A 22,959-nucleotide genomic window follows, 5' to 3' on the forward strand; every position below is an offset into this window, starting at 1 on the left:
TCAGTAGAGGATTAAGGCAGGCACGAAAGAGACCAAGCCGAGCACGATGATGGCTACCAGATAGAACGGCCAAAGCTCGCGCACCACCGCACCAACCTTCTCGCGTGAAATCGCCGAGGCGATGAACAGCGTGGTACCCACCGGCGGGGTGAACAGGCCGATGCTGAGGTTTACCACCATCATGATGCCGAGCTGGGTCAGGTCGAGACCGATGGCGTTGCCGATGGCGACGAACGTCGGCCCAAGCAGCAGGATCGCTGCTGGTAGGTCGAGGAACATGCCCACCACCACCATGATCAGGTTGAGCATGAGGATGACCATCCACGGCGAACTCAGGGTTTGCGCGGTCCATTCAGCCACGGCGGTCGGCACGGACTCCACGGTAAGGACATAGCCCACTAGGCTCGAGGCGGCGATCACCAGCATCACCACACCGGTGGTAATGGCGGTGTGTACTAATGCGTCATAGAGCCGGCGCAGGGTCAGGTCGCGATAGACCAGCATGCTCACCATCAAGCCATAGAACACTGCCAGCACACTGACCTCGGTCGGTGTCGCGATGCCGGCGCGCAGCAGGATCACTATGAATGCCGGCATCGCCAGCGCCGGCGTTGCCGCAACGGTAACTCGCAGCACCCCTTTCATGGTGACTTCACTGGCCAGCCGTTTGAAGCCACGCAGGCGCCCCGACAGGTAGCAGGTCAGCATGAAGCCGACGCACAGCAGTAGCCCAGGAACCAAGCCGGCGAGAAATAGCGCGGCAATCGATTGGTTTGACACGGCAGCATAGAGAATCAGCGGAATCGACGGCGGAATAAGCCCGGCGATGGTCGAAGAAGATGCTGTGGCGGCAGCAGCAAAAGCGCCAGGGTAGCCCTCGCGCTTCTGCCAGGGAATCAGCATCGAGCCGAGCGCCGACGCCTCTGCTACTGCGGAGCCGGAAACCCCACCAAACACGGTGGAACCCACTACCGTGACCTGCCCGAGCCCGCCATGGAAACGGCCAACCAGCATGGTGGCGAAATCGATCAGGTGCTTGCCCAGCGTACCACCCATCATCAGGCTGCCCGAGAGCATGAAGAATGGAATAGCCAGCAGCGGGAAGCTCTGCGTGGGCTGAAAGATCTTCACGATTGCCGCTACGCTGGGGATGCCGCCGACGGTGACAGCCGCAACACCCGAACTGATCAGCAACGCGTAGCCAACCGGCAACGCCAGCCCCAGCAGTACGGCGAAGACCAGAAGCATCATGAGCGTCATACGTCGTCCTCGATTTGATGTGCGCGAACAGCAAGGGGATCACCGGCATACAGCAGGTGAACCAGCGTGGTGAGTGCGGTGAGGGCAAGGCCGACGAAGCCAACGATCATGGCAAGATACGCCCACTTGGCCGAGATTCCGGTGACCGGATATATCTCACCACCAGTGATCTCGATCACATCGAGACCAACCCACGCCAGGTAGAAAAAGGTGGCGCAGATCAAAGCGTGATGGCCGACCAGCAACACCCGATTGCCACCTCGACCGATCCAGCTCTGGATGGCGGTGACGGCGATGTGCTGACCGCGTTGGGCAGCCAGCACGATGCCGCCCATAACCAACCAGGGGAACAAGATGTTGGGCATCTCGGTGGGCCAGCCCATGCCCTGATTGGTCAGGTAGCGCACGACCACCTCGGCCATCAACGATGCGAACATGGCCACCAGCGCGGTGATCACGGCGACCACGCTGAGCGCCACGATCACGTTGTCCATCCACCTCGCCATCTGCGCCAGAGCGCCGGACTGCAACGGCTCGTTGCTGGAGGTTTGGACGGCCATCATTGCTTACCTGCTTCCGAAACCATCAGCTCCACCAGCTCGGGGTATTGCTTCGTCCACTTGTCGTAGACTGACTTGGTCTTGGGGGCGAATGCGGCCTGGTCAATTTCGTTGATCTCCACACCGGCCTCGGTCAGCTTGGTTCGCAGCTCTATATCCGCCGCCAGCGACATCTCGCGATTCAGCTTGCCGGCTTCCACCGCCGCTTCCTTGATCGCCGCCTGATCGGCCTTGGATAGGCCGGCCCAGATCATTTTGCTGGCCAGCAGCGGCGTGGTCTCGTACTTGTGCCCGGTCAGCGAGATGTACTTCTGCACCTCGTAGAGTTTGGACGAATAGATGTTCATCAGCGGGTTCTCCTGACCATCGAATACCCCCTGTTGTAGGGCGATGTATAACTCGGAGAAGGCCAGCGGGCCTGGGTTGGCACCCAGTGCCTTGAAGATGTCCAGGGTCATGGCATCTGGTGGGGTGCGCACCTTGATGCCCTGCAAGTCTTCGGGTTTTACGATCGGGCGCTTGTTGTTGCTGGTGTGTCGGATGCCGTTATCCCACAGCGCCAGTACCACCAACCCCTTCTTGTTGGCGGCCTCATCGAGCTTTGCACCGACCGGGCCATCGACCACCTTGTAGGCATGTTCAAGATCACGGAACAGGAAAGGCAGGCCGACCACGTTGAACTCCGGCACCACACCTGCAGTGCTGCCCTGGGAGTTGGTGCTGAAAGCAAGGGTGCCCAGGCGCATATTGGTCAGCGATTCGACATCATCGCCGAACTGCGCGCTGCCGCCCACCTCGACCTTGACCCGACCTTCGGTCTTCTGCTCGACCAACTCGGCGAACTTCAGGGATGCCACCGCCTTCGGGTTGCCCGGCGCGGCGTTGTGGGAGAGGCGCAGCACCTGCTGCGCCCAACTGGTGGAGGCAGTAGCCAATGCAAAGGTTGCGGCCACAGCAATCAGTGTCTTTTTCATGAGCTTTACCTTGCGTTTCTTATTGATATTGTCTGCATGTCTTGCTTGTTGCAGGTCGTCCGTGCGGACCTTATGACACTGCCCGCACGTGGCCAACCCGGTGCTGCTCAACCGTGGATGAGCATGCCACCGTTGACGTCAATCACCGCTCCGGTGATGTACGCCGACAGGTTCGAGGCGAGGAAAAGGTAGACACCTGCTACCTCCTCGGCATTTCCCAGGCGATTGAGCGGGATGCTAGCGGCGATCTCGGCCTTCTGCTGATCGCTGAGCTTGCCGGCGCTGATATCGGTCTGGATCAAGCCAGGGGTCACGCAGTTGACGCGGATGTTGCTCGGCCCGAATTCGCGTGCCATGGCCTTGGCGAGCCCCAGCACACCGGCCTTCGCCGCCGAGTAGTGCGGGCCGCCGAGGATGCCGCCACCACGCTGAGCCGACACCGACGACATGCAGGCGATAGAACCACTGCCCTGCGCCTGCATGTGCGGAATAACGGCCTGAGACAGGTACAGTACGCCACGCAGGTTGACATCGAGGATGCGATCCCAGCTCGCCGGATCGATTTCCAGAGTCTTCACCGGCTGGGTGATGCCGGCGTTGTTGATCAGTACATCGATCTGGCCGAAATCGGCGATGGCGCGTTCGGCGGCCTTCAGACAGGCGTCCTTGTCCGTCACGTTGCAGGCATAGCCGCGATGCTCGACGCCGATGGCAGCCGCTGCTTCGACAGCTGCTCCTTCATCCAGGTCGAGAATTGCCACCTTAGCGCCGTGACTGGCGAACAGGCGAGCGGTGGCCAGGCCGATGCCGCGCGCCGAGGCCGCGCCCGAGATCATGGCGACCTTGCCATCGAGAAGAAGAGCGTTGTTCATGCAAAATTCCTTGCGGTGGCGCCGGTAGCCGGCGCGTAGAGAGAGTGGTTAGCGGGACGCCGCGGTCAACCGAGCCAGCCCTTTATGGTTGCCGACATCGCCTCGGTAGAAATCCCGTAGCGGTCATGCAGGGTCGGCAGCGCACCGGCATCGAGGAAGGCATCGGGCAGTGCAATCTGACGAAACTGCGGGGTCACGCCGGCAGTCAGCAGCGCCGTCGCGACGGCTTCGCCGAGCCCGCCAACCGTGCTGTGGTTTTCCGCCACGACGACCAGGCGTCCGGCGCGACCTGCTTCACGCAGGATGGTCGCCACGTCGAGCGGCTTGATGGTCGGTACGTGCAGCACGCCGACGTCGACCTTGTCCGCTTGCAATGCCTTGGCCACTTCCAGTGCGCGCATGGTCAGGATGCCGGACGAGATCACCAGCACATCTCGGCCGTCGCGCAGCATCTTGGCCTTGCCCAGTTCGAAGCTGTAGCCGTACTCGTCGAGCACCAGCGGCACGTTGCCGCGCAGCAGGCGCATGTATACAGGGCCGTTGTGGTTGGCGATCTGCGACACGGCCTGTTCGGTGTCTAGGGCATCGCAGGGGTCGACAATGGTCATGCCTGGGATGCCACGCATTAACGCGATGTCCTCGGTGGCCTGGTGGCTGGGTCCGTAGCCGGTGGTGAGGCCAGGCAGCGCGCAGCACAATTTGACGTTGAGGTTTTCCTCGGCGATCACCTGGTGCACGAAATCAAAAGCGCGACGGGTACCGAACACCGCGTAGGTGGTGGCGAACGGCACGAAGCCTTCCTTGGCCATACCGCCGGCTGCGGCCATCAGCAACTGCTCGGCCATGCCCATCTGAAAGAAGCGATCTGGGTAGGCTTGGCCGAACAGATGCAGGTCGGTGTATTTAGCCAGGTCAGCGGTGAGGCCGACTATTTCGGGGCGGTTGGCGGCCAGTTCGACCAGGGCCTTGCCGAACGGAGCTGACTGCACGCGCTGCCCTTCAGAGGCAATCGACGCGATCATCGCCGAGGTGGTCAGGCGTGTTTTTTTGACGGTGGTGCTCATTGGGCAGCTCCCTGGGCTTGGTCGAGAATGTCGAGGGCCTGCTGCCACTCAGCCTGGTCGACACGAATGAAGTGATTCTTCTCACGTGCTTCGAGGAACGGCACGCCTTTGCCCATCAGGGTGTCGCAGAGGATCACGCGCGGTTTGGCTTCGGTGAGATTGCGCGCGGTGTCGAAGGCAGCGATCACCGCAGCGAGGTCGTTGCCGTCCACGCGCTGTACGTGCCAGCCGAAGGCTTCCCACTTGTCGGCGAGCGGCTCGAAGCCCAGCACCTTGGTCGAGGGACCGTCGGCCTGCTGGTTATTGATGTCGACCAGGCAGATCAGATTGCCCAGGCTGTGGTGGGCCGCGCTCATAGCGGCTTCCCAGGTTGAGCCTTCATCCAGCTCACCATCGGACATTGAGTTGTAGACGAAAGCCGGGTTGTCCTTAAGGCGCAGGCCGAGGGCTATGCCAACCGCGATAGGCAACCCCTGACCGAGCGAACCGCCGGACATTTCCATGCCCGGGGTGTAGGTGGCCATACCCGACATCGGCAAGCGGCTGTCATCGCTGCCGTAGGTCTCGAGTTCTTCTTCGGGGATGACTTTCGCCTCGATCAGTGCTGCGTAGAAGGCGATGGCGTAGTGGCCGTGGGATAGCAGGAATCGATCTCTGCCCTCCCAGTCCGGGTCTTCGGGTCTCAGCGTCATCGCATGGCAGTAGGCTGTTGCCAGGACATCGGCATAGCCCAGCGCCTGACCGACATAGCCCTGTCCTTGCACTTCGCCCATCCGCAGCGCGAAACGGCGGATGCGGTAGGCACTTTCAGCGATCCTGGCGTGGATCGGTGAGATACTATTTTGCACGGCATTCTCCTTATTATTAGTTCGGCGTTGCAGTTCGCTGGAAGGTCATCATTCGTCCTATTTGGCAAATGAGCCGTCGCACTGCGTCTCTCACTTAGCAGCGCTTTTGGCGAGTAGAAGAGAGCCTATTCCCTTGCTTTTTCGTGCTCAAACGAATAGTTATGACGGATAGGTGAACTGAGCTCATGTGAAACTCAATGCACAATCGGATATCTCTTAAGGCTGTACAGGCTTTCGAAGCCGCGGCTCGGCTGTCGTCATTTGCACTGGCGGCTGAAGAATTATTCGTGACTCCATCGGCGGTCAGCCATCAGGTAAAGTTGCTCGAAGAGCAGTTCAGCGTCCGTCTGTTCCACCGTGTTCACCGCGCAGTGGTGCTGACCGATGCAGGGCGCATCTATGCGGAAGAGGTCTGCGCTTCGTTTGCGAAGATAGAGATGGCGACGCGCGAGTTGGGGCGTACGGCCAAGAGCGATATCCTGACCGTGCACTCGACGCCCAGCTTTGCCACACAATGGTTAATGCCACGTCTCGCACGCTTCAGCGCTGTAGCGCCAGACATCGACGTACGACTCAACGCCTCTTATCCGCCCGCCGCGGATCTGTTGACGCAAGGGGTGGATATCGACATTCGTTATGGCATGAAGCGACTTCAGCCCGCAGGGACGATGGTGTTGCCCTTCCCGCCGGAGACTATCGTGCCCCTCTGTGCTCCTTCGCTGGCAGAAGAGCCGCATCTAATCCGCGCGCCCGAGGATCTGCGTCATCACACATTGATCCATAGTGAGGTGTGCTTGGTGAGCTGGCGAGACTGGATGCGCCAGCACCGCAAGGTGCCGCTCGACATCTCGCGCGGGCCCCGTTTCGATCGCTCTTTCATGGCAATCAGCGCAGCGGTCGACGGTCTTGGGGTGTGCCTTGAAAGCCTGTTGCTCGCGCAGCGAGAGCTTGAGACGGGCCGCCTTGTTGCACCACTCGGGCTCACTGGACCTAAGGTGCAGGGCTATACGTTTAACGTGCTGAAGTCGCGCGCTGAGCTGCCCAAAATACGCAGCTTTCAGGAGTGGCTTTTTAACGAGCTCGAAAGCCGCGTCCCACGGATGTAAGCTTACGACCGCAATTAACCGGCGGTTAGCAAATTCTGACCTTCGATTAGACGTGGTGTAACTGAAAAACATAACAGTGTTGCCCATTTCAGGCGAGCGCGTGCACCAGGTCATAGCGGGGTAAAACGGGGCTACTTGTCCTGATCTGGTTGCTAACCCTGGGGACTGCTTTTAGAGACGGATTCAACCGGTGGCTTCCACCAAGAGTAGACGCTTGGTCTCAGGCGCAAAGCCCTTTCCCACCGACGCCTTAATTCCCAAGTAGGAGTCGAACCAGCTTAGGGGATGCTTAGTGATAAGACTTAATAACTGCCACGCCGCAATTGTCTACACTTACGAAAGTGCGGGTCGCATTAAATTCTTTTGCGACTCCGTTTTTTGTTGAATATTGTACCTTGTGAGAAAACTCAAAAACACCGTCACCGGCGCCTCCGACACGCTCCCAGAAGCCAAACCAATCACCTTCGAGCAAACCCATGTACGACTACAGCAAGCTGGATTGGCCTTGAAAAATTCTGACTCACTAGGGTAAATCAGCAACTTGAAATTCCCCCTCAGAAATTCATGGCCAACCATACTTCCATTACTATTTTTTCAATGTACGCCATCTCATGAAAATCAGTAGAGTCTTGATTTTCTAAATATTCATCTACTGCAATATTCAAGCGCTCATCTGTGGTTAGCTTAACGTCATGCACTTTTCCTGCACTAACGCAGTATCCTTAATAGTTATGAACCCCAACGTAAGCCCAGCTTCCGAAAGCATAAAAAACCAACGCCGCCACACAAAGCATGAAAACAAAAATAACTCTCCAAACAACTTTCACTGGCATCAGTTGCCTCCTTGCAGCGTTAAAAATGCGACGCGAGCACACATCCATACAGGGCAAACAGGACGGACTTACTATTTATGCACCGATGTTGCCCAATACATAAGTCTGCCCCCACCTCCCCATCAACAGCGCCTAGATCAGCGTAGATCGCGCCTGGTCTGCGTAATCTTCCTCCCCACACTCGACGCGATTGCGCCCTAACATCTTGCCTCGGTAGAGCGCGGCATCGGCTTGCTGCATTGTTTCGTCCAGCGCTTGCGTACTGGTGAAGTTATCCGAAACGCCGATGGTTGCCGTACAGCGGATCGGTTGGTGCAGGCCGATGCCAGGCACTTCGATTTGCTCGATTGCCGTACGCATGCGTTCTGCCAGCTGCCTGGCACCAGCCCCGTCAGTGCCGAGGCAGACGACCGCGAATTCCTCTCCGCCCAGCCTGCAGGTCAGATCGCCTTCGCGGGCGGTGGCGTTGAGAACCTCGGCAACATGGCACAGCACGAGATCGCCCACTTTGTGGCCGTAGGTATCGTTGATGCGTTTGAAGTGATCGATATCCACAATGAACACGTACGCAGGCCCGGCCGTTCGAGAGCGGAAATGCGCGTCCAGCCCATCCGTCAGCCCACGCCGATTGAGCAATCGGGTGAGCGGGTCATGTGCGGCCATGCTGCGTAGCTCGTCGGTAAGGCGGCGCAGAACCAACCAGACGACACAGGGAGGAAGCACCGTCCCCAAGAACGACATGTAAATGTAGAAGGTCTTCTGGAAGCTGGTGTTCATATCGAGCGCCTCCAATCCCCCGCCGAGAATCATCACCAGCTTTGCCGCATTCAGGGCGCAGATGCCGCCGATCAAAACGGCAAACACGACCATTTCGACGCGCAGATCCCTGGCCAGGTTTTGTCTGACATGGAGAGCCGTCGCTGCCATGGCCAGAAAAAGCACCGCGCACGAACCCGCCAGCAATGCATGGCGTGCCTCCAGCCCGAGCGACGATTGCACCAGCAGTTGCACTACCGTGTAGGTGCCTGCCAGCGTGAGCAGTGGCCGCCATACCGAGGTTGGGCGGCCAAAGAAACGCATGGCGCCCAGGACATACGCAACGGGGGCGCAGAGCGTCAATGTGTGGTTGACGACACTGATCACCCCGCCACTCGCAGCCCCACCGAGCAACTGCAAGATGTAGGCGAGCCCGAGCAAAAGGTTACCTAGTGCAAAGACATCCATGCCCAACTTCTTGCCGCTCAGCCGAGTACTGATCAGCAGGAACATCACGCAAAAACACAGTAGGTGCACGCAAAGCATGCCAAGTATGACGGTGGTGACCATGGGTTCGCGCATGTGGAGAAAGGGTAGGAGCCGGGCAGTGAAGGGATGGCGAAAACGCGCGCATCCCGCTTTAACGCACTCGGCTATCTAAGGCTGTAAATAGTAATCGCATATAGCCACATCAGGGCAATCAATCAACTCGCGGTAAGGCCAAGGCTACGGGGACAGCCGTCTCTAACGCCCTGAGGGGTTTGGCACAAACTACCAGCATTGTGTGACCAGCATTGCATCGCGCCGAGGTCGACGCGCCTGCATCGGCTAAGGCTTGCCACTCCCCCCACTCTAAAACCAACGTTGGAGAATAGTAGCAATGCGCCCTACCCGCTTCATGTTGGCTTCTTTCACTGCGGGATGATTCACGCGCCCCGAGCATTGGTCATGTGTTTTCGTCGCTCATAAAAAAGCCCGCCACAAGGGCGGGCCAGGTGACCTCCCCCTAGCCGGGAAGGTCGACGACATCAGCTATCAGGAAGCCTTGCCAGCGGTTTCGCCAGGCAGGGTCACGATATCCGGACGACCACCGGAAGCCAGCTCGCGCTGCAAGGTGTCTTCGTCCAGCTCTTTACACCACTTGGCGACCACGATGGTGGCGACGCCGTTACCGATCAGGTTGGTCAGGGCGCGGGCTTCGGACATGAAACGGTCGATACCCAGGATCAGTGCCAGGCCAGCGACCGGCAGGTGACCAACCGCAGAGAGCGTAGCGGCCAGGACGATGAAACCACTTCCGGTCACGCCGGCTGCGCCCTTGGAGGCCACCAGCAGCACCAGCAACAGGGTGATCTGGTGAGTGATGTCCATCGGCGTGTCAGTGGCCTGAGCGATGAACACCGCGGCCATGGTCAGGTAGATCGAGGTACCGTCGAGGTTGAAGGAGTAACCAGTAGGAATCACCAGGCCGACGACCGACTTGTTGGCACCGAGTTTTTCCATCTTGGTCAGCATGCGTGGCAGTGCCGACTCGGACGACGAGGTGCCCAGCACGATCATCAGTTCTTCACGGATGTAGCGGATCAGGCGCAGCACGCTGAAACCGTGAGCGCGGGCGATGCCGCCGAGAACCACGAGCACGAAGAACATGCAGGTAATGTAGAAGCAGATCATCAACTGACCGAGCTGTACCAGCGAGCCGACACCGTACTGACCGATGGTGAAGGCCATGGCGCCGAAGGCACCGATAGGCGCGAGCTTCATGATCATGTTAATGATGCCGAACATCACGTGAGCGATGCGATCGATGAACTCGAGCACCGGACGACCGAACTCACCCATGCGCTGCAGGGCGAACGCGAAGATCACCGAGAAGAACAGCACCTGGAGGATGTCGCCGTTGGCGAACGCACCGACCACGGTGGACGGGATCACGTTGAGCAGGAAGCCGATGGTGCTCTGCGCTTCACCCGCCTGGGCGTAAGCAGCGATCTTGCTGGCATCCAGAGTGGCTGGGTCGATGTGCATACCGACGCCTGGCTGCACGACGTTGACCACGACCAGACCGATGATCAGCGCAATGGTGGAGACAACTTCGAAATACAGCAACGCGTAACCGCCGGTCTTACCGACGGCCTTCATGTCCTGCATGCCGGCAATGCCGCTGACGACGGTGCAGAAGATGATAGGCGCGATGACCATCTTGATCAGCTTGACGAAACCATCGCCGAGCGGTTTGAGGGCAACGCCTGTTTCTGGGTAGAAGTGACCGAGAAGGATGCCCACGGTGATGGCAACCAGCACCTGGACATAGAGCATTTTGTAGAACGGTTGACGGACAACATCGTTCGTTGTGGCAGTCATGGTGAATCCTCGTGGGCGCGGCAATGACATCCTGCGACGTCCGCACCACCTTTCTTGTTTAGGCGCCAACCCTCCTGACCTGAAGGGATTTGTTATAGGCACGCTTATCGCGACCTTGAACCTGCAAAAGCAAGCGCCATGCCACACAAGAAAAAACTGGATAAACCTTTGATAAACAGGACTTTTAGACAAGACCTTTGCGTTGCAAAGAAAGCATTTGGCGGTTTTCCGCACGGTGCCTCAGGCAAGCGTGGCGGATTCCCACCAAAGCAACTGAAGAACGTCTCGGGGGTGTTCGGGCTTACTGTGACGGCCTACCACTCGGTGAGTCGGGGACACGTTCGAAGCGACTCTAGATCCGCACCCGAAACGCCGCGCCGCCCAGTTCGGAGTCCTCGAGAAACAGCTCACCTTCGTAGCTCTCGAGGATATCTTTGACCACCGCGGTGCCGATGCCCTGCCCCGGATGTTGAGCATCCAGACGCTCACCACGGCGCAGAATGCGCTCGCGCTGGTTGACCGGCACACCAGGCCCGTCGTCTTCGACACACAGCTGGCAGACGCCATTTTCGATACTGGCGCAAATCCGCACCTGGCCCAGACACAGCCGGTAGGCGTTCTCCAGCAGGTTGCCAAGCAACTCGAGCAGCGCCGCGCGTTCCATGGGGATTTCCAGCCAGGGCTCGAACTGACGCTGCACCGTCACCTGTTTGTCGCGGTAGACCTTGTCGAGGGCATCGCAGAGGTTGTCCACCACACCGGCCATGGACACTCGGTGGCGCACCAGGCCGCTCTTGCGCAGGCTGGCCCGCTGCAGCTGATAGCCGATCTGCTGGCTCATGCGCTCGATCTGCCCCTGCAGGATCTGCGACTGCTCACGGTTTTCCGGCTTGGCGGCGATCACCTCCGCCGCACCCTGCAATACCGACAGCGGAGTTTTCAGGCTGTGCGCCAGGTCGTCCAGGGAGTGACGGTAGCGCTCGCGCTGCTGACGCTCGCTATCGAGCAGGCGGTTCAGCGAGCCGGTGAGGCGCAGTAATTCGCGGGGATGTTCGTCGCTGAGGCGCTCGCGGGTGCCACCCTCCACTTCGTCCAGCTCCTCGCGCAACCCACGCAGGCTGCGAAAGCCCCAGGTCAGGCCGAACCACAAGAGGCCGAGAAGCAGCAACAGGGCGCCACCGAGCCACAGGTAGAGCTGCGTCATGAAATCGTTGTAAAGGGCCTGCGTGTCGCTGGCCGGCTGCATGGTGACGATGCTGAAAGCAGCGCTCTCACCGCGCAGCAGTTTGATCTCCACGTCATAGATATAGAACTCCCGGCCCTGGCGATCTATGACGCGCAGCAGTTCATCACCACGGCCGTCATAACGCGGCATGTAGGACACGGAAATGTCCCGTGTCGAGGGCGACTGCCAGACCAGGCGCCCGCCACGGTCATAGATGAAGCCCAGCAACTGGGCGTCGGGAATGTCGAATTCCTCGTCAGGCAGCTTGCTCGGCATGCGTAGCTGGCCGTCGTCGGTGCGAGCCGCGGAAATCAGCGCGCCGGCGTCGGCGGCCAGGCGTTTCTCGACGGATTTTTCCAGGGCGATCAGGAAGGCGCCCCGCAGAGCTGGCAGCAGTGCCAGCATGAACAGCACCGCCAATACGGTGCTGCCAAACATCAGGCGCAGACGCAGGGAGGAAATCCAGCGGCCTCGCAATCGCCTGAAGCCTGGTGTCATCGGCAGCGCTCGGTGAACAGGTAGCCCTGACCACGAACCGTTTCGATGGGCTTGAAGCCGTTGCTGCTTTCCAGCTTGCGGCGCAGACGCCCCACCAGCACTTCGATCACGTTGGGATCGCGCTCATCGTCATCGGGGTACAACTGCTCGATCAGGCGTTCCTTGGGCACCACCTGCTGATGGTGGCGCATCAGGTATTCGAGGATGCGGTATTCGTAGGCGGTCAGGCCCATGCCGGTACCATCAATCAGCGCCTGCTTGCGATTCATGTCCAGCAACAGGGGGCCGGCTTCGATGGTCGACTGAATAAAGCCGGAGGATCGGCGTAGCAATGCATTCAGGCGCGCCTCCAGCTCTTCGAACTGGAATGGCTTGACTACGTAGTCGTCAGCGCCCGATGCCAGGCCTTCGACCTTGTCCTGCCAGTTGCCACGGGCAGTCAGGATCAGGATGGGAAAGGTCTTGTCACGGCTGCGCAACTGGCGAATCAGATCCAACCCGCTGATGCCCGGCAGGCCGAGATCGACCACGGCCAGATCATGGTGGTATTCATCGACGCGATACAGCGCCTCTTCGGCGTTGGCGACCGCGTCCACCACGTGGCCCTGTTCGCCGAGTCGAGTATAGAGATGATGACGCAGCAGCGCCTCATCCTCCACGACCAGCAATTTCATCGTTGAATGCCCTCTTCATCAGGAGTGAAGCCGGGTCACCCGTCGAGGTGACCCGAACCCTCTACAACAGATTTAGAACTTGTAGTTGGCACCCAGATACCACTGACCGCTGCTATGCAGGTCGAGGGAGCCGACCTTGCCCTGCTCGTGCGGGGCGAACTCGGTGCTGGCGTTGGTGCGCAGATAACGATAGCCACCTTCGACGGAGGCATTTTCGTTGACTTCCTGCAGCAGCCCAGCCTGCAGACCGGCAGCATACCCGACATTGGTATCACGCGAGACACCCGGGCTGTTCTGCTCCAGTTTAACCAGACCCAGCGTGCCACCACCGAACAGCTTGGTGCCGTTCTCGTTCAGCGGCAGGAAGGCGTCGTAGCTGCCGAGCAGGTTCTGCTGGCGCAGCTTGAGGCCGTTGTTACTGCCGGAGATGTATTCGTAGGTCGCATAGTAACGACCAACGTCATTCTGTTGACCGGCACGAACACCCCAGGTGCTGGTGTTGTTGATGACGCTGTCGAAGTTCGGATTGCCCATATTGGCGTTAAGCGCCGAGGACTTCTGGATGTTGTTGCTGGTCTGGCCCCAGGTCAGGCCAGCGAAGTTGTTGTCGGCGTGGGCAACTGTAGCAGCGCCGAACACCATGGAAGTCGCCAGAGCCAGCTTGGTAAGAGTCGATTTCATGAGATGCCTCTCGAATGGCAGTGGGTGAATGAAAAACTCGAGAATCATCTTGCCTGGCGTCGACTGAACCTCTCCTGAACCCTTCCTGAACCCCGCCTGAACACCCCACCCACTCCCCGCTTCGGTGGTCTGCCACGGAAAAACCACGCGGGACATTGATTCGCATCACTACCTCACAGGTCAGTGAGATTAAGGTCGAGGCCTGGCCAGTGGCGAAGCCACCTGCATCGACTGCCACAACGACATCGCTCACAAGGTGCCTGACATGAGCGGCGTACACGGCTGGTAAGGACGTGGCTGGCGCGGCAGAATGCCGGCCATGAACACAGCCCACCTGCCCCGCTGCTGCAGCCCTCTCGACGATCACTGGCCGTTCTCGCGGCCGTTAGTTGGTGCGCAACTGATCAGCACGCATTTCGACTCCGCGCTAGTCGATGAAACCGACTACTCGGCCGCTGGCGTACCCCCGGCTCGCGGCGTCGCCAAGCGTCAGGCAGAACACCTGGCAGGACGCGTGTGTGCTCGCGAGGCCTTGTATCGGGTAACGGGCGTGGCAAGCGTGCCAGCGGTAGGTGAGGATCGCGCGCCCCAGTGGCCGGAACAGGTCAGCGGCTCGATCACCCACGGTCAGGGCTGGGCAGCCGCAATCGTTGCGCCAACGCAGCAATGGCGCGGCTTGGGTTTGGATGTCGAGCGGCGTCTGTCCAGCGAGCGTGCCGAGCGGCTGGCGGGCGAAATCCTCACCCCAGACGAGCTAGGCCGCATCGCGCATCTAACGCCCGAGCTGCGGGCTTGGCAGATCAGCCTGACCTTTTCCTTCAAGGAAAGCCTGTTCAAGGCGCTCTACCCGCTCGTGCTCAAGCGCTTCTACTTTCAGGACGCTGAGCTGCTGAGTCTCGACCGCACGCAGAGCACCGCGCGCCTGCGCCTGCTGATCGACCTGAGCGAAGAATGGTCAGCCGGTAGCGAGCTGACCGGCCTGTATGCCGAGCTGGACAATCAGCTGCTCAGTATAGTGGCCGTCGCAGCGGATTGATCAACGGCTCCTGTAGCCTGCGGTTGAGCGCAGCGATACCCAGGAGGGGATTCACATAACAAGCCGACTTCAATACGGCTCCCGGGTATCGCTGCGCTCAACACCGGGCTACCTGAACTGATCCCAGCATACGCAAGGAAACGTCAACAGCGCCGGGGGCAAATCCGATAAACTCGGCGTATTGCCGTCCGGAGTGCCCCATGCGCGAAGAACTGAACCAAGGCCTGATCGATTTCCTCAACGCCTCACCTACCCCCTTTCACGCGACCAGCAGCCTGGCCATGCGCCTGGAAGCGGCCGGTTATCGTCACCTCGATGAACGCGCGCCCTGGCAAACAGAACCCGGTGGCCGCTACTACGTGACCCGCAACGACTCCTCGATCATCGCCTTCAAGCTGGGCCATCGTTCGCCTATCGAGGGTGGTATCCGCCTGGTTGGCGCCCACACCGACAGCCCTTGCCTGCGCGTGAAGCCGAACCCGGAACTGCAACGCCAGGGCTTCTTCCAGCTCGGCGTGGAAGTCTACGGCGGCGCTCTGCTCGCGCCCTGGTTCGACCGTGATTTGTCCCTGGCCGGCCGCGTGACTTACCGCCGCGATGGCAAGGTGGAAAGCGATCTGATCGACTTCTACCAGCCCATCGCCGTGATCCCCAGCCTGGCCATCCACCTCAACCGCGAGGCCAACCAGGGCTGGGCGATCAATGCGCAGAACGAACTGCCGCCAATCCTCGCCCAACTGGCGGGCAGTGAAAGCGCCGATTTCCGCGCCCTGCTCAGTGAGCAGTTGGCCATGGAACACGACTTCAACGCCGATGCGGTGCTCGATTACGAGCTGAGCTTCTACGACACCCAGAGCGCCGCGGTAGTTGGCCTCAATCAGGACTTCATCGCTGGCGCGCGCCTGGACAATCTGCTGTCCTGCTACGCCGGCCTGCAGGCCCTGCTTGACGCCAGCGACGATGAAACCTGCGTACTGGTCTGTACTGATCACGAAGAAGTCGGCTCCAGTTCGGCCTGTGGTGCCGATGGCCCGATGCTCGAGCAAGTGCTGCGCCGCGTGCTGCCGGAAGGTGATGGTTTCGTGCGCACCATTCAGCGTTCGCTGCTGGTTTCCGCCGACAACGCCCACGGCGTGCACCCGAACTACGAGAGCAAGCACGACGGCAACCACGGCCCCAAACTCAACGCCGGGCCGGTGATCAAGATCAACAGTAACCAGCGCTACGCCACCAACAGCGAAACCGCCGGCTTCTTCCGTCACCTGTGCCTGGAAAATGAAGTGCCCGTACAGAGCTTCGTGACCCGTAGCGACATGGGCTGCGGCTCGACCATCGGCCCGATCACTGCAAGCCAGCTCGGCGTGCGTACCGTGGATATCGGCCTGCCGACCTTCGCGATGCACTCGATCCGCGAACTGGCCGGCAGCCAGGATCTGGCGCACCTGGTGAAAGTACTCGGCGCCTTCTACAACAGCCATGACCTGCCCTGAGGCCAGCATGATCGAACATATCCGCAACAGCCTGATCGAAGCCCAGCGTGCGCTCGATGCATTTCTCGGCAACGAGCAGACGCTGGCCAATATCGAACACGCCGCCAACTTGCTGGTGACCAGCTTCGAGGCCAAGGGCAAGGTGTTCTCCTGCGGCAATGGCGGCTCCATGTGCGACGCCATGCACTTCGCCGAGGAGCTTACCGGGCGCTATCGCAAGAACCGCCCGGGCATCGCTGCGGTATCGATCAGCGACGCCAGCCATATCAGTTGCGTGGCCAACGACTTCGGTTACGACCACATCTTCTCGCGCTACGTGGAATCCCACGGCCGTGAAGGTGATGTGCTGCTGGCCATCAGCACCAGTGGCAAGAGCCCCAACGTGGTCAAGGCCGCCGAAGCGGCCAAGGCACTGGGCATCAAGGTGATTGCTTTGACCGGCAAACCCGGCTCGCTGCTGGAAAGCCTGGCCGACGTCAGCATCTGCGCGCCGGGCGGCGATTTCGCCGACCGCACCCAGGAGCTGCACATCAAGGTTATCCATATCCTCATCGAGCTTGTAGAACGCCAGCTCAGCCCTGAAAACTACGCGTGAGTGAGGTGCGCCGTCGGTTGAGGGCGCTCCTTGAAATCCCGCCCGCGTGATGGAGAACTCGCGCGTGATCCGCCTCAACAATCTGCTGCCCCATCTATTGGTTCTGCTCCTTCTGGCCCTGCCCTACTCTGCCGTTCAGGCGGCGGGCATACCGGGTCTGTTCGGCACGGGCAGCAGCGGCAGTAGCCAGACTCAGGCGGATCAGCCGCTGGATCGTTCGCTCGATGAAGTGATCCAGTCGCTGGAGAACGACAAACAGCGCGCGCAACTGCTCAATGACCTCAAGACCCTGCGCGACAGCACGCAAAAAACTCAGCCGGATACCCCCGATGGCGTACTCGGGCTGATCGGCAGCACCCTGACGGGCATCGAAAAGCAGTTTTCCGGCGACCATAGCCCGCTGGCGCGCTGGCAGCTGGAGATCGGCCGTAGCCAGGACGAGCTGGCGGCGCTGATGCCGGAAGCTGGCGAGCGCCTGGCGCTAGTCAGCAACTTCGCCCTGATTCTCGGCATCTGGAGCTTACTGGCCTTCGGTTTGCGAGCCCTAAGCCATCAGGTGCGCCTGCGTTTCGGCCTCGCCGAAGAACTGCCGCAGAACCCGCGGCCCACCGACCTGCTGCGCTTCGCCCTGCGCAAGCTCGGCCCCTGGTTCGCCGCACTGCTGATCACCGGTTACCTGAGCTATGTGCTGCCAGCCTCGCTGGGCCGCGACCTGGCCATGGTGCTGGCCTACGCCCTGGTGATCGGTACCTGTTTCTCGGCAATCTGCGTGATCGCCTTTTCCCTGCTCGACGGCCCGCACCGGCGCACGGCCCTGAATATTTTGCGCCGTCGCGCGTTCCACCCACTGTGGCTGATCGGCAGCTTCGCGGCCTTTGGCGAAGCGCTCAGCGACCCGCGTCTGATCGCCAGCCTGGGCGCCAACCTGGCGCACACCACCGCGACCCTGACCAACGTGCTGGCGGCGCTGTGCACCGGCCTGTTCATCCTGCGCTTCCGTCGGCCAATCGCCCACCTGATGCGCAATCAACCGCTGGCTCGTCGCCTCAAACAGCGCGGCATCAGCGAGACAGTGGAGCTGCTCGGCAGCTTCTGGTACCTGCCGGCCCTGGCGCTGGTGGGCATTTCACTGGCGGCCACCTTCGTGTCCGCCGGCGACACCAGCACCGCCTTCCGGCAATCGCTGGTCTGCACCGTGCTGCTGGTGACCTGCATGGTCATCAACGGGCTGATTCGCCGGCGCATGCACAAGGCCCGTTTGCGCCACCGCCGCCATGCCGCCTATTTCGAGCGTTTCCAGAGTTTCTTCCACTTCCTGTTGAGCCTGATCATCTGGTTGTTCTTCATCGAACTGGGGCTGCGCGTGTGGGGGCTTTCGCTGATCCGCTTCGCCGAGGGCGACGGCCACGAAATCAGCATGAAACTGTTCGGCCTCGGTGCCACCCTAGCGTGCGGCTGGCTGGTGTGGATTCTCAGCGACACGGCGGTGCATCACGCCCTGACACGCTCACGCAAGGGCCAGACCAACGCCCGCGCGCAGACCATGATGCCGCTGATCCGCAACGTGCTGTTCATCAGCATCTTCATCATCGCGTTGATCGTCGCCCTGGCCAACATGGGCATGAACGTCACGCCGCTGCTCGCGGGCGCCGGCGTCATCGGTCTGGCCATCGGTTTCGGCGCGCAGTCGCTGGTAGCGGATCTAATCACCGGGCTGTTCATCATCATCGAGGACTCACTGGCCATCGACGATTACGTCGACGTCGGCGGCCACCTCGGGACTGTCGAGGGCCTGACCATTCGCACCGTGCGCCTGCGCGACATCGACGGCATCGTGCACACCATCCCGTTCAGCGAGATCAAGAGCATCAAGAACTACTCGCGGGAGTTCGGCTACGCCATCTTCCGCGTCGCGGTGCCCCACGACATGAACATCGACGCTGCCATCAAGCTGCTGCGCGACGTGGCCAGCGAGCTGCGCAACGACGTGCTGATGCGCCGCAACATCTGGTCGCCACTGGAGATCCAGGGTGTGGAAAGCTTCGATTCGGGCAACGCGGTACTGCGCGCGCGCTTCAAGACCGCGCCGATCAAGCAGTGGGAGGTGTCTCGTGCCTTCAACCTGGCGCTCAAGCGGCACCTGGACGAATCCGGCCTGAGCCTGGCAACGCCGCGCCTGAACATCCAGATGAGCGCCGTCAGCCCGACCAACTACGGTCCCCAGCCGGACGCTGACTGACAACGCGACCCCGCTCACATCCAGAACAGGATCATTCGGCCTCCTGCGCACGGCCTGACGTACTTTCCGCTACCATGGCGGCACATTTTTCCAACCGATAGGGACATCTCATGGATATCTCCACCCTCATCATCATTGCCGTCCTGGTCGCGGTGGTGTTCTACGTGATCAGCATCTACAACCGCCTGGTCAGCCTGCGTAACCGTTACCAGAACGGCTTCGCGCAGATCGAGGTGCAGCTCAAGCGCCGCTACGACCTGATCCCCAATCTGGTGGAGACCGCCAAGGCTTACATGGGCCACGAGCGCGAGACACTGGAAGCCGTTATTGCCGCGCGGAACGGCGCGGTCGAAGGCCTCAAGCAGGCCTCGGAAAACCCCGGCGACGCTCAAAGCATGAACCTGTTAGCCAACGCTGAAGGCATGCTGAAGGACGCCATGGGTCGCCTCAATGTGACGGTCGAGGCCTACCCCGACCTCAAGGCCTCGCAGAACATGCAGCAACTCAGCGAAGAACTGAGCAGCACCGAGAACAAGGTGGCTTTCGCTCGGCAGGCCTATAACGACGCGGTCACTGCGTACAACGCCTATCGCCAGAGCTTCCCGCCAGTGGTACTGGCCGGCGCCTTCGGCCATGGCAGCGATGCCGCCCTGCTGGAGTTCGCCGACAGCGTGGCGATCCAGGAAGCCCCGAAAGTGTCTTTCTAAGCGCGGCGGATTAGATGGACTTTTTCGAACAACAGGATCGGGCCCGACGTAACACGGGTCGCCTGGTCATGCTGCTGGTGCTGGCGGTGATCACCCTGATCGGCACCACCACGCTGGTGATCGCCATTGCCTGGCAGGTTTACCAATACGGTAACTACAGCCTGCAGGGGCTCAACTACCAACTGCTGGCCAGCGTGGCCCTGGTGGTGGTTGCCGTGGTGCTGCTCGGCTGGGCCTTCAAGGCCACGCAGCTGCGGTCGGGTGGCAAGGTGGTCGCCGAACGGCTCGGTGGGCGCCTGCTCAACCTGCAGCCCCAGGGCATCCATGAGCAACGCGTGCTCAACGTGGTGGAAGAGATGGCGCTGGCGGCGGGTACGCCGGTGCCACCGGTGTATCTGCTCGAGGAGTCTTCGATCAACGCGTTCGCCGCCGGATTGCGGCCGGAAAACGCGGTGATCGGCGTGACCCGCGGCGCCATCGAGAAGCTCAGCCGCGATGAGCTGCAGGGCGTGATCGCTCATGAGTTCAGCCATATCCTGCATGGCGACATGCGCCTTAATACGCGCCTGGTGGCGGTGCTGCACGGCATTCTGCTGCTCGGCCTTATCGGTGAGCTGGTACTGCGCGGCGGCAGCCACACCCGTCATGCGCCGCGCAGCAGTTCCAACGACAAGGGCAAAGGCAATGCCGTCGCGCTGGTCATGGTGGTAGGCCTGGCGCTGTTGATCATTGGTTACGCCGGTACCTTCTTCGGCAATCTGATCAAAGCTGCAGTGAGCCGCCAGCGCGAGTTCCTCGCCGATGCCTCAGCCGTGCAGTACACCCGCAACCCCGACGGCATCGCGGGAGCACTGAAAAAGCTGGGCGGCGGCTCGCAGATCGAAGCCGGGCATGCCGCCGAGTACAGCCACATGTATTTCGGCCAGGGCCTGGCGCTGAGCAAGATGATGGCCACTCATCCGCCGCTGGAAGAGCGCATCCGCCGTATCGACCCAAAGTGGGACGGCGTGGTGCTGGGCAACGAGGTGTTCGAACGCCCCGCTCGCCCATTAGCGAACATCCAGGAGGAAACCTCAGGCTTCAGCGCTGCTGCTGCGGGCGTGGCCATCGCCAGTATCGGTGAGCCGCAGTCGCTGCATATCGAAGAGGCACGCGAGAGCCTGGCGCAGATCGACGAGCGTCTACGTAATGCGGCTCATGATCCTCACGGCGCCCTGGCGATCCTTTATGGCCTGCTGCTCGGCCGTGATGCCGACACGCGCCAGCAGCGCATGGCCTGGATGCAGGCCAACCTGCCGCCGCTACTGTCTGATTGGCTGCTTGAACTGGGCCCGATTCTGGAGCAGTTACCGGACGGCCGACGCTTGCCGTTACTGGAACTGGCGATTCCGGCACTCAAACAACTTGAGGCCCAGGATTTCGTCAGCCTCAAACGCGACATCGGTACCCTGCTGATCAGCACGAAACAGCTGGATCTGATCGAATGGGCGCTGCTGCGCATCGTCGAACGCAACCTGGGTATGCAGCGCGCCGTTCAAGGCCGCTTGCCGCTAGCGGCATTGGGCACCGAAAGCTGTGTGCTGCTGGTAGCGCTCTCGCGGGCTGGCAATGCCAGCGAAGAAGCGGCTACCGAGGCGTTCCAGGCGGCCTGGAGTACCCTGCCGTTTACCCCACGGGTATTTGCCGAACAACCGCAGGCGAGCATCACTCAGTTGAACGATGCCCTCAACCGCCTCAACCAGATGCGTCCACTGCAGAAGCCACAGTTGCTCAAGGCCATGGCCCGTTGCATCGAACACGATGGCCGCATCAGCGCCAGCGAAGCGGAACTGATGCGTGCAGTCGCCGACACACTGGACTGCCCGATGCCGCCGCTGTTGAGTGATGCTCAGGCTTGAGCAAGGGCCAGGACGATCCGTTTACGCCGACAATGGCGGCTATCGGTGGGCTAAAGCCCACCCTTCTCATGTAGGGTGGATGACGCTGTTTTCATCCACCACTACCGCCCCGGTTACCGATTGGTGTGCGGATCGGGCCGCGTAGGCAAGCGGCGTCCACCCTACTGAATGAAATCAGAGCTGCCTTTTGATGCCGAATTGATTAGCACAGGCTAGACGGTATCTACGGGTCAAGGCGGTGCACGTCTGCGGGCTAAAGCCCACCAACACCACGACTTATCACACCGTACCCGCCTAGAGGCCTGACCTTCCCGCAGCGCCAAACACCTGCGTCCAGTAGATGGTCGCCTGGCTCTGCGGGTTGCTGGCGTAGGCAGCGCCCATGTCGCGGAAGTCCGGGTTCATCAGGTTGTAGCAGTGCGAGGGGCTGGCCAGCCAGCCTTCGACCACCTGCTGCGCACGGCCCTGGCCGGCGGCGATGTTCTCGCCGATCACCGTCCAGGCATAACCGGTTGAAGTAGCGCGAGCACCCACCAGGCTGCGGTCGCTGCCCTGGTGGCTGAACAGGCTGTTCATCGCCATGTCGCGGCTGTGGGTCAGCGCGGCCTGGCCGAGAGAATCGTTCCAGCTCAACGGCTCGGCGGCATCGAACGGCTGATCGCCACAACGCCTTGCAGTGCCCCGCGCTTCATTGACCGCCGCCAGAATCGCCTTGCCTTCTTCCTGCCAATCGCCAAGGCGTGCCGGTAGTAGCGCGCGACCGAGTACCACCTGCCAACTATTGCCTTCGTGCAACACGCCGACATCAGCAAACTGGGCATCCAGCAATTGCGCGCAGTACGATTGCCGCAGCATGGCCATGGCAGCCTCGGCACTGTCCGGCCCCGTCACCCTGATCAATTGCACGGCCTCTGGCTGGTAACCGGCCTGTTGCAGAGCCTGCTGCAGTTGCTCGGACGAGTTGACCTTCTGGCCTGCCAGACGCCTGTCGGGTGCCAGCGGGCCGGCCGCCGGGCTCGGCTGCCCATCGCACCCCTGCCCTGCTTCCCGGTAGCCGTTGATCAGCTTGGTCAGTTGCACCGCATCATCGGCCCATGCGCTACTGGCGACGCTCGCGCATAACAGCATCACCACAGCGGCCACTTGCCGAACGTGCTTGGGTGAATCACTCATCCATGCTTCCTCTTAATCCGCACTGCCTATCTGTTCATGGACAGTGGCTTAGGCCAAACGCTTCACTCAATCGCCTGATCAAAGCGAAACCGCGCTAAACTCGGGC

The 22,959-nt window shown here is 60.8% G+C and carries 19 protein-coding genes and 1 pseudogene; 8 read left to right on the plus strand and 12 right to left on the minus strand.

The genetic code is table 11. From position 1 onward, the window contains the following. The 6 genes from ACZ3GY_RS12955 to ACZ3GY_RS12980 form a co-directional block, all read right to left on the minus strand. Positions 1-1,260, minus strand: a complete 1,260-nt coding sequence (locus ACZ3GY_RS12955; RefSeq protein WP_465910363.1) for a TRAP transporter large permease — start codon at positions 1,258-1,260, stop codon at positions 1-3. Beyond that, positions 1,257-1,823: a TRAP transporter small permease gene (locus ACZ3GY_RS12960; RefSeq protein ID WP_465910365.1), complete on the minus strand. Its 567-nt coding sequence runs from the start codon at positions 1,821-1,823 to the stop codon at positions 1,257-1,259. The genes ACZ3GY_RS12955 and ACZ3GY_RS12960 overlap by 4 nt, the downstream gene beginning before the upstream one ends. Further along, positions 1,820-2,794 (minus strand): TRAP transporter substrate-binding protein, encoded by a 975-nt coding sequence (locus tag ACZ3GY_RS12965; RefSeq protein WP_463565530.1) that lies wholly within the window; start codon positions 2,792-2,794, stop codon positions 1,820-1,822. Before ACZ3GY_RS12965 ends, ACZ3GY_RS12960 begins: the two co-directional genes overlap by 4 nt. 107 nt (positions 2,795-2,901) lie before the next feature. Further along, positions 2,902-3,666 carry an SDR family NAD(P)-dependent oxidoreductase gene (locus tag ACZ3GY_RS12970; RefSeq protein WP_465910366.1) on the minus strand — a complete coding sequence of 255 codons (765 nt, stop codon included), beginning with the start codon at positions 3,664-3,666 and terminating at the stop codon, positions 2,902-2,904. A gap of 65 nt (positions 3,667-3,731) precedes the next feature. Further along, positions 3,732-4,730 (minus strand): transketolase family protein, encoded by a 999-nt coding sequence (locus ACZ3GY_RS12975; RefSeq protein ID WP_465910367.1) that lies wholly within the window; start codon positions 4,728-4,730, stop codon positions 3,732-3,734. After that, a complete protein-coding gene (locus tag ACZ3GY_RS12980) occupies positions 4,727-5,578 on the minus strand; it encodes a transketolase (RefSeq protein WP_463565533.1) in 852 nt (283 codons plus the stop codon). Before ACZ3GY_RS12980 ends, ACZ3GY_RS12975 begins: the two co-directional genes overlap by 4 nt. 197 nt (positions 5,579-5,775) lie before the next feature. Between ACZ3GY_RS12980 and gcvA the strand changes: the two genes are divergently transcribed. Beyond that, on the plus strand, positions 5,776-6,684 hold the full coding sequence (gcvA, locus tag ACZ3GY_RS12985) for a transcriptional regulator GcvA (protein WP_463565534.1): 909 nt from the start codon (positions 5,776-5,778) through the stop codon (positions 6,682-6,684). A gap of 965 nt (positions 6,685-7,649) precedes the next feature. Here gcvA and ACZ3GY_RS12990 read toward each other — a convergent pair. From ACZ3GY_RS12990 to ACZ3GY_RS13010, 5 genes are all read right to left on the minus strand, one after another. Further along, positions 7,650-8,843 (minus strand): GGDEF domain-containing protein, encoded by a 1,194-nt coding sequence (locus ACZ3GY_RS12990; protein ID WP_465910371.1) that lies wholly within the window; start codon positions 8,841-8,843, stop codon positions 7,650-7,652. Between the two features lie 465 nt (positions 8,844-9,308). Next, complete coding sequence (locus ACZ3GY_RS12995) at positions 9,309-10,637, minus strand: dicarboxylate/amino acid:cation symporter (protein ID WP_465910373.1); 1,329 nt, start codon at positions 10,635-10,637, stop codon at positions 9,309-9,311. A 352-nt stretch (positions 10,638-10,989) separates the two neighbouring features. Beyond that, positions 10,990-12,360, minus strand: a complete 1,371-nt coding sequence (locus tag ACZ3GY_RS13000; protein WP_463565538.1) for an ATP-binding protein — start codon at positions 12,358-12,360, stop codon at positions 10,990-10,992. Continuing rightward, positions 12,357-13,034 carry a response regulator gene (locus tag ACZ3GY_RS13005; RefSeq protein WP_463565539.1) on the minus strand — a complete coding sequence of 226 codons (678 nt, stop codon included), beginning with the start codon at positions 13,032-13,034 and terminating at the stop codon, positions 12,357-12,359. The genes ACZ3GY_RS13000 and ACZ3GY_RS13005 overlap by 4 nt, the downstream gene beginning before the upstream one ends. A gap of 72 nt (positions 13,035-13,106) precedes the next feature. Beyond that, entirely contained in the window at positions 13,107-13,715 is a 609-nt protein-coding gene (locus ACZ3GY_RS13010) for an outer membrane protein (protein WP_463565540.1), read from the minus strand. Between the two features lie 202 nt (positions 13,716-13,917). Here ACZ3GY_RS13010 and ACZ3GY_RS13015 point away from each other — a divergent pair. From ACZ3GY_RS13015 to ACZ3GY_RS13045, 7 genes and pseudogenes are all read left to right on the plus strand, one after another. After that, a pseudogene (locus ACZ3GY_RS13015) lies at positions 13,918-14,004 on the plus strand (NapC/NirT family cytochrome c); the annotation flags it as partial. A 21-nt stretch (positions 14,005-14,025) separates the two neighbouring features. Then, entirely contained in the window at positions 14,026-14,751 is a 726-nt protein-coding gene (locus tag ACZ3GY_RS13020) for a 4'-phosphopantetheinyl transferase family protein (protein WP_465910375.1), read from the plus strand. A 200-nt stretch (positions 14,752-14,951) separates the two neighbouring features. Next, on the plus strand, positions 14,952-16,241 hold the full coding sequence (locus ACZ3GY_RS13025; RefSeq protein ID WP_465910377.1) for a M18 family aminopeptidase: 1,290 nt from the start codon (positions 14,952-14,954) through the stop codon (positions 16,239-16,241). Positions 16,242-16,248: 7 nt separating this feature from the next. After that, the gene (gene lpcA / locus ACZ3GY_RS13030; RefSeq protein WP_465910378.1) at positions 16,249-16,836 is read left to right on the plus strand and encodes a D-sedoheptulose 7-phosphate isomerase; all 588 of its coding nucleotides are present in this window, start codon (positions 16,249-16,251) and stop codon (positions 16,834-16,836) included. 49 nt (positions 16,837-16,885) lie between these two features. Then, complete coding sequence (locus ACZ3GY_RS13035) at positions 16,886-19,075, plus strand: mechanosensitive ion channel family protein (protein ID WP_463565544.1); 2,190 nt, start codon at positions 16,886-16,888, stop codon at positions 19,073-19,075. Between the two features lie 110 nt (positions 19,076-19,185). Next, the gene (locus ACZ3GY_RS13040; protein ID WP_465910380.1) at positions 19,186-19,782 is read left to right on the plus strand and encodes a LemA family protein; all 597 of its coding nucleotides are present in this window, start codon (positions 19,186-19,188) and stop codon (positions 19,780-19,782) included. A gap of 14 nt (positions 19,783-19,796) precedes the next feature. After that, the gene (locus ACZ3GY_RS13045) at positions 19,797-21,680 is read left to right on the plus strand and encodes a M48 family metallopeptidase (RefSeq protein ID WP_465910381.1); all 1,884 of its coding nucleotides are present in this window, start codon (positions 19,797-19,799) and stop codon (positions 21,678-21,680) included. Positions 21,681-21,974: 294 nt separating this feature from the next. Here the strand turns inward: ACZ3GY_RS13045 and ACZ3GY_RS13050 are convergent, their stop codons facing one another. Then, a complete protein-coding gene (locus ACZ3GY_RS13050; protein ID WP_463565547.1) occupies positions 21,975-22,853 on the minus strand; it encodes a CAP domain-containing protein in 879 nt (292 codons plus the stop codon). Between the last annotated feature and the right edge of the window lie 106 nt (positions 22,854-22,959).

The sequence above is a fragment of the Pseudomonas sp. PME37.24/006 genome (genome assembly GCF_055556635.1).

Coding starts and splice junctions, on each gene's coding strand:
- ACZ3GY_RS12955 (WP_465910363.1), bottom strand. CDS start 1,260: ATGACGCTCATGATGCTTCTGGTCTTCGCCGTACTGCTGGGGCTGGCG.
- ACZ3GY_RS12960 (WP_465910365.1), bottom strand. CDS start 1,823: ATGATGGCCGTCCAAACCTCCAGCAACGAGCCGTTGCAGTCCGGCGCT.
- ACZ3GY_RS12965 (WP_463565530.1), bottom strand. CDS start 2,794: ATGAAAAAGACACTGATTGCTGTGGCCGCAACCTTTGCATTGGCTACT.
- ACZ3GY_RS12970 (WP_465910366.1), bottom strand. CDS start 3,666: ATGAACAACGCTCTTCTTCTCGATGGCAAGGTCGCCATGATCTCGGGC.
- ACZ3GY_RS12975 (WP_465910367.1), bottom strand. CDS start 4,730: ATGAGCACCACCGTCAAAAAAACACGCCTGACCACCTCGGCGATGATC.
- gcvA (WP_463565534.1), top strand. CDS start 5,776: ATGCACAATCGGATATCTCTTAAGGCTGTACAGGCTTTCGAAGCCGCG.
- ACZ3GY_RS12990 (WP_465910371.1), bottom strand. CDS start 8,843: ATGGTCACCACCGTCATACTTGGCATGCTTTGCGTGCACCTACTGTGT.
- ACZ3GY_RS12995 (WP_465910373.1), bottom strand. CDS start 10,637: ATGACTGCCACAACGAACGATGTTGTCCGTCAACCGTTCTACAAAATG.
- ACZ3GY_RS13000 (WP_463565538.1), bottom strand. CDS start 12,360: ATGACACCAGGCTTCAGGCGATTGCGAGGCCGCTGGATTTCCTCCCTG.
- ACZ3GY_RS13005 (WP_463565539.1), bottom strand. CDS start 13,034: ATGAAATTGCTGGTCGTGGAGGATGAGGCGCTGCTGCGTCATCATCTC.
- ACZ3GY_RS13010 (WP_463565540.1), bottom strand. CDS start 13,715: ATGAAATCGACTCTTACCAAGCTGGCTCTGGCGACTTCCATGGTGTTC.
- ACZ3GY_RS13020 (WP_465910375.1), top strand. CDS start 14,026: ATGCCGGCCATGAACACAGCCCACCTGCCCCGCTGCTGCAGCCCTCTC.
- ACZ3GY_RS13025 (WP_465910377.1), top strand. CDS start 14,952: ATGCGCGAAGAACTGAACCAAGGCCTGATCGATTTCCTCAACGCCTCA.
- lpcA (WP_465910378.1), top strand. CDS start 16,249: ATGATCGAACATATCCGCAACAGCCTGATCGAAGCCCAGCGTGCGCTC.
- ACZ3GY_RS13035 (WP_463565544.1), top strand. CDS start 16,886: ATGGAGAACTCGCGCGTGATCCGCCTCAACAATCTGCTGCCCCATCTA.
- ACZ3GY_RS13040 (WP_465910380.1), top strand. CDS start 19,186: ATGGATATCTCCACCCTCATCATCATTGCCGTCCTGGTCGCGGTGGTG.
- ACZ3GY_RS13045 (WP_465910381.1), top strand. CDS start 19,797: ATGGACTTTTTCGAACAACAGGATCGGGCCCGACGTAACACGGGTCGC.
- ACZ3GY_RS13050 (WP_463565547.1), bottom strand. CDS start 22,853: ATGAGTGATTCACCCAAGCACGTTCGGCAAGTGGCCGCTGTGGTGATG.